This is a genomic window from Shewanella sp. HL-SH4, assembly GCF_051164845.1.
GTDB lineage: Bacteria > Pseudomonadota > Gammaproteobacteria > Enterobacterales > Shewanellaceae > Shewanella > Shewanella glacialimarina.
On the sequence record NZ_CP195037.1, the window covers coordinates 3,792,262 to 3,805,558 of the forward strand.

Annotated in this window: 10 protein-coding genes; 7 read left to right on the forward strand and 3 right to left on the reverse strand. The window is 36.3% G+C overall.

Going from position 1 to position 13,297, the window contains the following annotated elements:
* Positions 1–59: 59 nt before the first annotated feature.
* Entirely contained in the window at positions 60–611 is a 552-nt protein-coding gene (locus tag ACRWQL_RS17610) for a CueP family metal-binding protein (protein WP_182698294.1), read from the reverse strand.
* Positions 612–1,038: 427 nt separating this feature from the next.
* Between ACRWQL_RS17610 and ACRWQL_RS17615 the strand changes: the two genes are divergently transcribed.
* From ACRWQL_RS17615 to ACRWQL_RS17625, 3 genes are all read left to right on the forward strand, one after another.
* The gene (locus ACRWQL_RS17615; RefSeq protein WP_259395711.1) at positions 1,039–2,220 is read left to right on the forward strand and encodes an OprD family porin; all 1,182 of its coding nucleotides are present in this window, start codon (positions 1,039–1,041) and stop codon (positions 2,218–2,220) included.
* A gap of 604 nt (positions 2,221–2,824) precedes the next feature.
* The gene (locus tag ACRWQL_RS17620) at positions 2,825–3,589 is read left to right on the forward strand and encodes a hypothetical protein (protein WP_434951370.1); all 765 of its coding nucleotides are present in this window, start codon (positions 2,825–2,827) and stop codon (positions 3,587–3,589) included.
* A gap of 199 nt (positions 3,590–3,788) precedes the next feature.
* The gene (locus ACRWQL_RS17625) at positions 3,789–4,769 is read left to right on the forward strand and encodes a restriction endonuclease (RefSeq protein WP_434951373.1); all 981 of its coding nucleotides are present in this window, start codon (positions 3,789–3,791) and stop codon (positions 4,767–4,769) included.
* Positions 4,770–4,998: 229 nt separating this feature from the next.
* Here the strand turns inward: ACRWQL_RS17625 and ACRWQL_RS17630 are convergent, their stop codons facing one another.
* On the reverse strand, positions 4,999–6,006 hold the full coding sequence (locus tag ACRWQL_RS17630; protein ID WP_434951375.1) for a DUF4238 domain-containing protein: 1,008 nt from the start codon (positions 6,004–6,006) through the stop codon (positions 4,999–5,001).
* A 550-nt stretch (positions 6,007–6,556) separates the two neighbouring features.
* Here ACRWQL_RS17630 and ACRWQL_RS17635 point away from each other — a divergent pair.
* Positions 6,557–9,883: a P-loop NTPase fold protein gene (locus tag ACRWQL_RS17635; protein ID WP_434951377.1), complete on the forward strand. Its 3,327-nt coding sequence runs from the start codon at positions 6,557–6,559 to the stop codon at positions 9,881–9,883.
* A 301-nt stretch (positions 9,884–10,184) separates the two neighbouring features.
* Here the strand turns inward: ACRWQL_RS17635 and ACRWQL_RS17640 are convergent, their stop codons facing one another.
* Positions 10,185–10,538, reverse strand: coding sequence for a DUF3147 family protein (locus ACRWQL_RS17640; protein ID WP_182680802.1), 354 nt, complete (start codon positions 10,536–10,538; stop codon positions 10,185–10,187).
* 91 nt (positions 10,539–10,629) lie between these two features.
* On the opposite strand from ACRWQL_RS17640, the gene ACRWQL_RS17645 reads away from it, so the two are divergent.
* Genes ACRWQL_RS17645 through ACRWQL_RS17655 form a run of 3 tightly spaced genes read left to right on the forward strand, consistent with a single transcriptional unit; the run spans position 10,630 to position 13,295 of the window.
* Positions 10,630–11,013 carry a BlaI/MecI/CopY family transcriptional regulator gene (locus tag ACRWQL_RS17645; RefSeq protein WP_123884050.1) on the forward strand — a complete coding sequence of 128 codons (384 nt, stop codon included), beginning with the start codon at positions 10,630–10,632 and terminating at the stop codon, positions 11,011–11,013.
* 1 nt (position 11,014) lies between these two features.
* Positions 11,015–11,995 (forward strand): M56 family metallopeptidase, encoded by a 981-nt coding sequence (locus ACRWQL_RS17650; protein WP_123884041.1) that lies wholly within the window; start codon positions 11,015–11,017, stop codon positions 11,993–11,995.
* 13 nt (positions 11,996–12,008) lie between these two features.
* Complete coding sequence (locus ACRWQL_RS17655; protein ID WP_182680803.1) at positions 12,009–13,295, forward strand: TolC family protein; 1,287 nt, start codon at positions 12,009–12,011, stop codon at positions 13,293–13,295.
* The last annotated feature ends 2 nt before the right edge of the window (positions 13,296–13,297 follow it).

Here is a 13,297-nt window from a genome sequence, read left to right on the forward strand (position 1 = left end):
TTTTTTATATAAAAAAAGACCGGAATAACTCCAGTCTTTTTTGATTTTGCATTCAAATATTAACTTTCAATAAGTTGCATAGTAGTAATGCAAGTTCTATCATTATTGAAAGTAGACAGTACCTCTCTTGCCACTCTTTCGCTTCCGTCTTTTGCTTTATGATAAATATTGAATGCTAAGTTTTTATCTTTTGGAACCCAAAAGTCTATAAATCCATCACGTTGTGTCGTGACTTGTTTGTCTATTAATGTTTCACCTGTATCAGTATCAATCATGACAACTTTCATTACTTGATTTTTTATCTCACCGGTACAACCTGTTAAAACATGATTAGTACATGGATGAGAGCTATTAATGTACGGAGCTATTGATAGAAAAAATTGATCTTTTGGTATTGCTACAGAACTACTTTTACCATCTGAAAAAGTTGCAACTATTCTATTGGGTAGAACTTTTATCATTATCCCTTCATTATTTTTATATAGTGTATGTGCTGTTGTTACAGCACTCTTATAATCTAAATCTTTAAACGTTTCTGAATTTATTGTGGCGGCATATGATTGACTTGAAAAAGCAATTATAAGTCCTAGTAAAATATTTTTTTTAATCATGATATGAATCTTCCTATGTTGTTTTTGTGAGATAATATATTTTGTTTAAATGTGTTTATCTATTTTTATTGTAATGTTTGTAGTTTATTTTATATTGATCGAATTAACATTTTTGATATTAATTTAATATTTTTTGTTATTTTAAATATTTCCTTCAAGTGCTTTTTTTAATATTTCCTTCACCTAAGTTTTTAACTTTGGTTTTAAACCTATGTCTTATTTTAATTTGTTATTTTTGTGAGTTTAATATTTTTTGTTGTGAAATGGATTACTGTTAAAAATGTTTTTATTTGTATTATTGGTTGGTTTGTAATTTATTTGTTTATCTTCGGTTTTTATTTTTCTCAATATAGTTTCTTGTTTGTAACTTAACGTTAATAAGGTTTATATGTTTAAATATAATAAATTTTTTTTGGTGATATTAGCAATGAGTAATAATGCATTCTCTAATGGTGATATTGAAAGTTTTTCTGAATGGATACACAATGGTAATGTTGGAGGTACAGCGAAATCGTACTATTTCGAACAAGATTTTGACGATTCAAATGCAGAGAATAGCTCGATTTGGGTGAATGGTGGTAATGTTACTTTTAATACATCAGAGTTTAATGGGTTTAAATTGGGAGGAGAAGTACAGGGATCATACGTTAGTAACATCAATGATGATGATGATAGAACTGCGGGCAGTATAAACGCACAAGGACTTGTATTATCAGAAGCTTTTTTGAAATATCAGTTTGGTGGTACGGTGTTTTCTGGAGGTAGACAACACTTTTCATCACCCTTGATCGCTAACTCAGGTTCAAGATTGATAAAAGAGTCTTTTGAAATGTATCAGGTATCTTCAAGTCATTTTGAGGATACTGATATTTCGATTGGTTATGTGACTAAATATCAGACTCGAACAGATAAATCATTTTATGTTGATAATGAATTTGTTGATTTTGATTATAATGGTTCTGGTTCCCCTGGCGACTTTTATAAAATAGGCAATGATGGCGTCTTTTTCGCACAAGTTAATAAACGGATAGCTAAAAAAGTTAAAATTAACTCACAGTACGCAAATGTAGTAAATGAAGTCCAAGCACTCTATGCTGATGTAGAATATACATTGCCAACTAACTTTAATAGTTATGTTGCGGTGCAGTACTACAAAACGAAGTGGGATAAAAATGAACTAGTTGATAATGATCTTTTGGGCTTTAAAGTAGGTTTCAGCCAAGGGGGAGTAGATTTTTTCGCTGGTTATACATTAGCTGGAGGGAATGAAGGAGAAAATAGAGTTTTTAGAGGCATAGGTCAAGGAGCTTATTATCAGTTTACTGCAACTACTAAAACTGCGGGTGTTGCTGCATTTGAAGCGGGCACAAATTCGTATCAACTGGGGTTAGGTTCTACTATCTCTAATATTAAAGGTAAATTATTTTATACATCTTTTGACAATCCCATAGTTGGAAAAGATTTAAATGAATGGACGGTTAATCTTGCATATCAATTTGATGGTAAACTAGCTAATTGCGGTATATCAGTTGATTTTTCAATATTGGATTATGAAAATAATCAAAAAGATGCTACTGATTTAAGGACAAAATTCTCTTATAGCTTTTAGCGGTTATAACTTATTAAAAATTTTATTTTTGATAAAGGTTGATTCCCTGTCAATGTTATTTTAATTGTAAATTCAGGCCGTATTAATCTGCTTGGATTTACAATTTTACATGATAAATTACCTCTAGATGATTAAAAGTGATCAAAAACTTGTCTGTTGATAATTGTCTCAATGTCCACTTTTACAAACGACCTCCACTGGAGTGTATTTTAGAACTAAGTAAATTAAATCACAAACCGACGGATATTTTATAACTATTTTACATCACTAGCAGTAGTGGCTAAGAAATATCGGCTGCTACTTTATAAGACTACTGTAGAGGTTAAATTACGTTTGTAACTCAAACTTGTTTTTGCCCCAAAGCAAGCTAGTGTAAATACTCATTCACATTTTTTGTAATGAGTTTGCATTAACAAAATTTATCCGAATGCAGTTCATTTATTTATATACTTCACAATGTGGCCTAACCAATCAATATGTTCACTAACCGATTGATTATATATTGAAGTACTCGAAGAAAGGCTGCATTCTATATTCGTGAAATACGGCGCAGAGTCTTACAGAAAGCGTTATGCGCCAGAGCGATTTAGGAGTCATGTCTCAGATGAGTATTCAGTTAAAATTGGTTCAACTTCGAAAGAAAATCAGAGCAAATAAGAAGAAAGTTACTGGTGCAATTATAGCCGAACACTCAGCAGAGATGTGCATAATTTGTGGTTCTCAAGATCAACTGACTAGAGAGCACGTGATACCTCAATGGGTCTATAATCGCTGTACTAAACGAACTTTCGAAACAACAACTAACGGTATTTATCAGACTTACAATAAAACTACACTACCTGCATGCAAAGATTGCAACTCGAATCTCCTTGGTTATTTGGAGAGACATTTGAAGCATGAATTTGAAAGAGTCGATGTTAGTAACCAAGAGTTCTCACAAGAGACCTTAGAGTTAATCATCCTATGGTTAGAAACTCTAGAGTACAAATTTCAAGTACTCGACCTTCGCAGAAACTTAAATAAGGTAAAAGGTGTAAAGTACATTCCTTTTATTGGCAAAATGCCTATTGCAATGTTTCAAGGCTCTATGGACACGAGTCCTGCAAAGGTGTTTTCAAATTTTCGCTCGGCATTGCAAGTATTGAGTGTGAAATCAAAGGCTGATAGGCTTAATTCCCTTTGTATTATCCATACTAAAAATAAAGACTTTCATTTTTTTCACTCTACGAATAATTTTATATTCATAGAGTTAGCTGAGTTCGGAGTCGCATTTTTCTATTTCTATAAACAATCTTTTGATGACCATAGTGCCGCCAAAGAGTCTGCTATGGAAGTCGTCCAAGATCACTATGCAGGAACTGACACATAATAAATTGTTCAATTTATCTGTAGTTCTGTATATGAAGATAAAAACTGGTACAAGAGGTAAAAGGGCTTGAGCGAATTACTGCTTTTATAATCAATGTCAGGTTCATTAGAGTGGTTTAACTAACCCATTACTGCCCCATTCGGCGTCAAAAATACCTTACGACCTTGTGTAAAATGACTTTTTATACGGAGAATTTGATTTGGAAACTACTAGAATAAAAGATCTGTTAGAACCACCAAAATCAGCTAATAACCTATGGTATCAGCAACGGGGTAGACACTTTGAACGTATCCTTAATGATATGTTGTCAAAAGAAGAAATGGCACCTCGTACGAGTATGCGGCCATCAGGAGAAGAAATTGATGGGTCGTTCTCAATTGACCATAGTTTTTACTTACTAGAAGCTAAATGGCATGCTAAAACTATTCCCGCCTCTGCACTATATTCGTTTAAAGGGAAAGTTGATGGAAAACTGATAGGTACAATCGGTGTTTTCTTTTCAATGTCGGATTATAGTACGGATGCTGTAGATGCATTGCTAAGTGGAAAAGAATTAAATCTTATTCTTTTCGGACGTCAAGATCTTTTGCTTATTGAGTCAGGGGAAATTACGATGCGTGACGCGATCTATGTGAAATTGCGTTATGCAGCTGACTATGGCCAACCTTTTTACCCCTTAGAAGTTTATTTTTCTAAGGAAAAACAAACTAATCACAATATACAAACTCAGAATAAACCTTGGAGTATTCTGGTTGAAAGTGAAGCAGATGCCAGAATTATCGAAACATTATTTAAACGTTTTCACACTAATACCAATTTTGATGTTTTTCCGGCTGGAGGTCAGCTTGCTGTTGCACAACTTGCTGAGCATCTTGTAAAGACTTACGCAGCAAACATAGGAGTATTTATCACACCAATATCAGATCCTGATGTTCAACAAAAGGTGATAAATAAACTTGAGGATCTTGGCTTAGATCTAGTTGTCTTAAATTGTGACCTTGAGTCATGGCTTGGAAAATACGTTTCAGTGGAGGTTTACAACGCAATGATGATACTTTCTGATTATAATGGGAAGATGGCTCGAAGGTATGCAAGGAGTGTTGATTTAGATAAACTTATTTCTGATAATCCATCTTTTTCTGCATTGTTAACAAAGATAGGTGCGCAATCTAAAGCGTAATTAGTTTCATAGTGACTGAACCTTAGCAGTTCATTAAGGATATGTGGGGCAGTGTAAACTTTAATTGAACCCCATACATTTACTAATCCCACTACCCATTTTTAGACCCTTTGCACTAACCCATTAATGTCCAGGTAAGGCTTAGAGTGACCGCTCTAAATCGTTATTGCCCCAAAGCTGGTTAGCCTTTGAGATCGCCGAATTTCCTGTTTCATTATTTGACTTACTTTTACTCATGCAAGTACGGTGTTGTATGGACTGTTTTAACAGCCTTGAGATTTGAACCAACAAACTTCTTATAAGGCTTAAGCGACTCCTCACTGTTGCCAATGATATGAAAATTCGCACGTTTGGCTATCTCGATATTCATTTCTTCTACAATATCAACTGACACTTGAACCTTGCCGCGTTGAAAACGATTTGATTTGTTTATCATGTAAGCAACATTTGGTGATATCGGATAGTAGAAATCACATTCATGATCTTTTGGTGGTTTAATCTCGTTGGTTAACGCTTGATGAACATTAACAATGGGTTGGTCAGAAGTAATGAACGGTGTATCTGTGTCATTGAGCAGCAGGCAATGAATGTCGTCTTTTCTGTCTAAGTAAAGTGATCGACCTAAATTCATACCGAACATGTAACTAATGAACCACCAACACTCTAGCGTTAAAGTCTTAATATGATTGGCTGCTGTGTTGCTTATCGTATCTTTGAAGTTTTTAGTTCTCGCAATTTGTTGACCATAGAATTGCATGAACTTAATCATATTATCGTCTTTATCAAGTACCGATAAATTTCGATTTGCAAGCGCCTCTAGAGTTTCTTGAACTTCATTTTCGTGAGCTGTGTGATAGTTTTCAACACCGTTGCACTTCCAAGCTTCAATCATCTTATCAGCGATTTCATCTTTTTTACCGCCTTGTTTATACAGCGATTCCAAGCATTGCATTGCTAGGTAATCACTTAGATAAGACATGTGCAGCTCGTGTAGGTCTTTATGGCTTTTTGACGACCATCTTTTGATTATTTGCACATGTTCAGGCGTAAGTGGTTTTACTTGATAAAAATCACGTTCAACAGCAATGTTTTTGACACTATCGAAGCGAATATCGTTATTCTTCTTAGTCGTGTAGTAAACCTGTTTGTTATCAGGCGACCATCGTTTCATATAGTTAGCCCATACATGATGATGGTTTTTCTTTGCTTCTAAACATTTTTTGTCGGTTTCAGCCATACGCCCTCCGTTGCACTAGTGTAACAAAAATCATTATAGATACAGAAAAGCCCCGACTTAGTAGAGATGAGGTTTTGATAAATGCGGAGCATTATAACGTTTTGGTTGATTTCGAGGTATTTGAAATCACAAGTATTTATCTGACATGAATTGTTGGAAGAAATCCACTTATTTAACTATCACTAAAAGTCACCCAAATACACTCTATAGCCAATTAACATGAAAGTTTAAGCGCTTGGGCTTTCCATAGAACACTAGACACTTCTGCGTTTTATCGCACTTCAACTAATTTATATCGTCCTAAATTAGTAAAATTTATAACACAGGAGTGTCCAGAAATAGGTTAGGAAGCAAACAAATTTTTGCCCCATTATGTTTCAGCGGGACAAATCGCTGGCAAATGCCGTAAGCTACATTGACTTACTTTATCTAGTGCATTTTATACTTTCTATGAAAGCAAGAGGACTTCAGCATTCAGTCACTATAACTTCGTGGAATATCTGGTATGCTGTTGATTACAAGGAATTTGACTTAGAGAGTCATTGTATCTATGAGTACAATAAGAAAGTATCAGAATGAAAAGCCTGTTGAAACGGATCTGTTCGGTGGTCAAGGGCACAGTCAAGTCGCAGGTGCTATTGCTAACGTTCTCCTTAATGATAGCACTCAACATATTATTGGGATTGAAGGTAATCTTGGTGCGGGTAAGAGCACAGTCATAAATATCTTAAAGCAGCAGGTGCAGGATAAAGGCTTTCAGATAGTTACATTTGATGCAGACCAATATCACACCACATTAAAACCTGCTTTGATACTAACTATCGAAGCGGAACTAAAGATACTTCTGGGTAAGAAAAATCATTCACAACTCATTGAGCTGAATAAAGCGGTAGAAATCGCGATGGGTAGAAGGCTAGAGTATACAAAAGCTACCACTAGCCATATTTCATTTTCGGCAATCGTCTTTGCATTTTCCCTTGGTATATCAGCGCTACAGATTAAACCCTCAATTAAGTTTCTATTCGAATTGACTCAGAAAGATCCAAACTTAGACAAACTTAGTGGTGTGCTCTCGGTAGGTTTATTTTTATTGCCAGCACTAGTGTACGGTATAATGAAATTATTTGGGATCAAGACTAGATTAGGTGACTTGGTGAAGCGTAATAGTACCGACACTATTAGTGAAACCATTGACATAAATAGAGAAGTGGGCGCTATTGAACTTAGAGAAACATTCAATACTTTTGCCAAACTCATTCCACAAGATAAAACGCTTCTACTCGTCATCGACAACATTGATCGCGTATCGCCTGATATCGCTCGTGAATTGTGGAGTGATATTGAAATTCTCACTTCACTTGGCAGTGAGAGGTTTAGAATATTGCTTCCCTACTCTGAAGAACATTTGGCTAAAGCGCTTGAGAAAAGTGCCGTTGATGAAAGCCAATCTGGTAAAGAGTTTATATCTAAACGTATCCCTATTCCTTTTTCTGCGCCACCAATTGTAGCAACAGGATGGCGTGAACAGTTCGATAAATATTGGGAGCAAACGCTTCCCGATATAGAAGGAATGGAGGGAGTAAAAACCCTAATAGACATTTGGGGGAAAAGAATTTCTCCGCGATACTTAAAGAGTCTCGTTAACCGAGTCGGTTCTAAAATAGACAGTTGCCCAGAAGATAATAACGCTCTAAATGGTGCATGTTGTGCTGCCTATATTATGGCAGTTCGTGACAATAATATATTGGTTACCGAGTTACTTAGTGAGCTTAATCAACTTACTTCGTCGCATGATATCGAAAAAAGAAAAGAGCTAGATCGAAAGCTCAAGGCAACCCACAAGGTACTTCGTAAGTACGGTGGAGCAAAGGAAGATTGGTCAAGGCAGATAGCAGCATTACATTTTCAAACCTCATTTGAAATTGCACAGAGTGAACTAATTGCTGAACCAATACGCACAGCATTTTCGATATCTGATACGCAAGCCCTGATGAAACTAAAACCATTGCTTGGTTTTGATGTGTTCTTTAAGCAACAGATTGAGTCTACCAACTCTAAAGACTTGATTAAAATAGCTGCATCTATAGCGGAAGAAAAATCGGGACATGAATTACTTAACACCTACCTTAAGGATATCAATCACGAGGTAAAGGAAACAGAATCTGAAGACTATGAGTATGACGATGAGCTAGTCAGTAGCTATAAAATCCTTGCTCAAAATAATATAAAGATTGACTTAACATTAGCAAAGAAGTTGCAAAACAACACAGCAAGTTCCATCTCGACAATGTGGCAATTGTTGAGTTCGCTTAAGTCACCTAATGAAAATAATACCGCAGAAGATTTAGAAAAAGCTTTAAGAGAATGTTATGCATATTCATCCATAACAGACGTAATCCCACGTTTTATTACAAAACCTGATGCTTCTTTTGTGGTAAATGCTCTATATCCAATTGAGAACCAACTTAAGCGTTGGAATATTAAAAAAATAATTGAATCTCTCCCTATGGATCTTCTAGTCGTTGCAGCATGTAAAAGACAAGAAGCGTTTAATGAAGTAGACACAATATTTCCTGTTCTTCTAGAAAACATGAGGATTGGTGAGCTAGATAACATAGAAACCGATAAATTATTAAGTAATTCTGAAGTGTCCACTACAGATATGAGCACTTTGCTTCAAGTGTTGCCTTTCAGTAAAGAGTGGAACAACAGCAGCAGGAGCACGCTTTCACTTAGCTTAGCTCAACACTTAGAAAACCTTAGCGCTAATGGTAGTTTGGATGACAATAAACTTGCAGCTTACACTGCATTAATTACAGCTGCGTTCATGAGTGGTTTTGAGCCAACAGCTAATTTCAATCTACAAAATGCTCAACGTAGGGGTCAAAGCCATCAAACAACTGATTGGTTGATAAGTAAACTCAAAATCACACCAGAATATAGTGAGTATTTAACAAATTATTTGAGTACTTGTAAGTTTAAAGACATCCTTAAGTGGTGTAAACATGAACCGATTACTGAATACTTAAGTAAGAATTTAGCTGACCTAATCAAAGAGCGTCGTGTCCATGTTATGGATATTTCTGATTTACTTAAAACCGATTATTCATTTTTAAAGAGTAACCTTGATGAAACGAGCCCTGAGGACATTTTGAATTGGATGTCTGGTTGGTCGAAACATGCTAAAGACCCACTATCATGGGGCGATGTTGTAGTCGATGATATTCTGAGATATCAACCAAAACAACTCCTACAGGTACTAATCGGCTATTTTGATAATGATCACCTTACAAAAGAAGCATGGTCAAAGTTAATCAAGGAACATCACTCGTCTTTTAAGAAAGTTGTTCGCTATCTTACCACTTTAGATAAACCATTAGAGCATCAGAGACATTTACAAGAAGCATTGAAAGTCATACCTGAAGAAACCCATAACTATGATGTAGAACTAGTTACTGGCCTGCTAGATCTTATAGACAATCCTAAGAAAAATGGGATTAGTACTACGTTGAGGTCGAATTTTTTCAAGACTACAACACCAAATGAGCAAAGGTGCAGGAGTATTCAATACTTTGGAGCTTTGTTCAAAATGCCAAATATCAAGGATGAGGACGCAGCACAAGAAGCTACCGTTCTACTGAGCTATGTTATTGCTAATCGCAAAACTAAAGAACTAGAGTGGCTACTATCTCAGTCAATTCAGGGGTCGGGATGGAATATTGATTCATTATCGCAGGAAAGCTTAATTGGGCTTCATGATGCACTTAAAGAGGATGATACGGCTGTGGAGCACTCTTTAGCAAAAGAAATTAAAAGTTTTCTAAATGAGTCTGAAGATAACAACGAAGCATATAGCACTGGCGTTCCAGCAACATAAAACTAGTTGTTAGTAGAATACAGATTACTCAACTGGTTAAATGGTACATTTTACTTTAAGTGTATCGATAACCAAAACGTAAGGCTTCAACATACTTTTAGTAATCTGAAATAAACTAGTTAGATCTTTTACTCTAACTAGCTTTTGTCCATATACGTGCTAGAGGAATGAAGCTGACACGTTCGTGCCCCATTGTGAGTTAAGAGCCACCCGTAAGTTCATAAATTTAGCTAATAGTAAGCATTAGATATATAGATTACGAGCCTATGAGTTAATGATTTAATCATGTAACTATTAATTTTTATGGGATTAGATCGATATCAAAGTTTTTTAAAAACCACGTCAACCCAACAAAAAAAATGATTGATATCATTACGCCAATTAACAAAGAACTCCAGAAACTATACTTGTTTAAAAGCATTGGAAACAATAGAAACATCGGTAACGTAGGAATGACGTACCAAAATGTATACCAAGCATGATTAGCTATTTTTTCATTTGATTCATTTTCGACATACATCCAAATCATTGCCATGATAGTTACAATCGGGAGAGCAACTACTAGTGCGCCAAATTTATCGCTGCGTTTTGCTATTTCTGAAGCCGCAACAATGATTGCAGCTGTAATGAGATATTTTGTAATTATCCAGGTCATAATTTCTCTGTTTTCATAAAAATCAAAAAACCGATTGCCGATAGGTTTTTAGTTTGTCATACTATTGATAAATAGTTAAGAGAATAATTTGATGCAATTAGGTGACTTAGAAAAGTTAGTGCTTCAATTCCTATGGTCTGAGAAAGAAGCAGATGCAAAGCGTGTACATGCAGTAGTTGGGATTACTCGTGGAAATTCATTAAATACGATCCAAACTACGTTAGATCGACTGTTCAAAAAGGATTTGTTAAGTAGAACTAAGCAAGGGCATGCACATTTCTATACCGCCAAAGTTGATAGAGAATCACTTATCGCAACATTAATAACAGATGTTACAGCCGACTTTATTGAAGATGGTGAACATAGCCTGATTGCTGCATTTGCTTCATCTTCAGCTAATCTTGACGACGCTCAATTTGATGAATTGGAAAAGCTTATAGAAGAACAACGAAAATTACGTAGTAGGCAAGCATAAGATGCTCGAAGGTAACGTGGCGATTTTATTAAATTTGATTAGTGTTGCAATAACGGCTTTTGTTATCGTTACACTATTAATATCTGCTATTGTCCCGTTGATTAGAAGCAGCTTAGATGCATTTGATTTTATCGCTCGAAAACGAATTTTGTGGTTGATGGTTACTTCTCCTTGGTGGATTGCGCTATTTTGCGTAGGAATATTGTTCCCTCGTCAAGGGAATGGATACTTAATTCTTTGGATGGAAAAGGTTGCACATTGGCATCATATCGATCTATTTATAGTAACAAGCTGGCATGGATTAACTTTGGTCATTGCAGCAGTCGTATTGGCGGTGTTGATTAACATTTCCTTTATTCAAGTTCGCCGTCATTCCATCGCAATACACAATCTTTTTAAACTTTCAGATGTTCAGCCTATTGCGGGTCAAAATGAAGATACTGTTTTTTCAATCTCATTAAGCATGCCTGCGGCTTTTACCATCGGTTTATTCAAGCCAAAGGTTTACCTTACATCAGGATTACTACAACAGCTTGAACAATCTGCTGTTGATATTATTATCCAACACGAGTTAGCACATGTTAGAGCAAGAGATCCCTTATTCAAAAGTATTTACGCTTTTTTCTGCCTACTTTATCCGAAGCCTATCCGCCGCTCTTTACAACAAGATTTTACTTTATTAACAGAACAACAAGCAGACGATGCCGTCACGCTCTACCATGACAACCTTGATGTGGCACAAACTTTAGTTACAGTCGCTAAGAAACAACGTCTGTTACCTGTTAGCTGTGAAGGAGTTCAAGTCAGTCATTTTAGTAAAGACCAAATTACCCTACGGGTAGAAAACCTTCTTTCTCCAAGAGAGCAAGTATCTGGAGCTAAACTGGCATTTACAGGGTTATGCTTCCTCGTGACTACATTATTCACATTATCAACTGTTGATAGCCTCCATCATCTAATCGAAACCTATTTCAACCATTAAATAAGGGTTATGAATGAATAATATTGTTGAAACAACCATAGATAAAAAACCGATTGCCAATCGGTTTTTGTGTGGTTTTTTTATCTCGGCCTTAGCATTTTCTGTGACAGCAAAAGACAACACAGAAATAAAAGTGCCACTTTATTTAGAAGACGCTATTCGCATGACGTTAAGTCACCACCCTGAGTTAGCGGTATTTTTGCATAAGACAAATATGCAAAAAGGAGCAATACAACAAGCAGGTATTGGTGAGCCAGCACAAATTGGGCTTACTTTTGAAGATGGTTTAGGCGTCGGTGAACATAGTGGGCTGAGTAATATGCAAACCACACTGACGTATTCCTGGTTGTTGCAACAAGAGCAAATTAATAGCCGTGTTGGCAATGCACAAACAGAGATGGAGCAGGTAGATATTGATAAGCACATTGTCACAATGGATTTAGCGGCGAGTACAGCAAAACAATTTACTCAAATCTTAGTAAAGCAAGAGCGTCTGAAGTTGAATCAAATGGCAACGCTTCAAGCGAACGAAGTGCTTAAAGCCATATCTGAACGGGTCAGTGCCGGCAGAAGCTCAACGATTGAAATGCGTATGGCAGAAGTTGAAATCGTGCGGATGCAGCTAGCTGTTGAAGATACAGAGCACGATTTAAAAGCTAGCCAGTATCAATTGTCGTCGTTGTGGGGAAAGCCAGGCACCCAATTTAGAGTCAATGGTAATTTATTCGCTCTGCCTGTGTTATCAAGTTTAGATAAGGAACTCGATAAACTGAAAAAAAGCCCGTATATCACTCAATTTGCAACCGCTACCCGCATAGCACAATCACAATTGGAGCTGGCGCGGATAGAGGCTAAATCTCAATGGCAATTTTCTGCTGGTTTTCGCCGTTATGAAGCAACAGATGACTTTGGCCTTGTTGCTGGTGTATCGGTTCCTTTTGGCGCAAGCGACCGTAATGCAGGGACTATTTCGACCTTACAAGCCAAGCAAGACGTGCTTGCTGTCGAACAAGTAGCGTTAATGCAAAAGCTCGACTCACAGTTATATGTACAACTACAAGAAATAGCCCATGCACGGCATGTTATCGATGCTTTTGAAAAAACGATAATCCCAACATTAGAAGTGACATTAAAAGAGGCTGTTCGAGCCTTTGAACTTGGACAACTCAGCTACAGTCAATGGAGTGATATACGCCGTGATTTACTTAATGCCCAATCGGAGTTGTTAAATACATACGAGAGTTTGCATTTACAACATTTTGAAATTCAACGCCTAACGGGCGCATCTATATCATTGTGAGA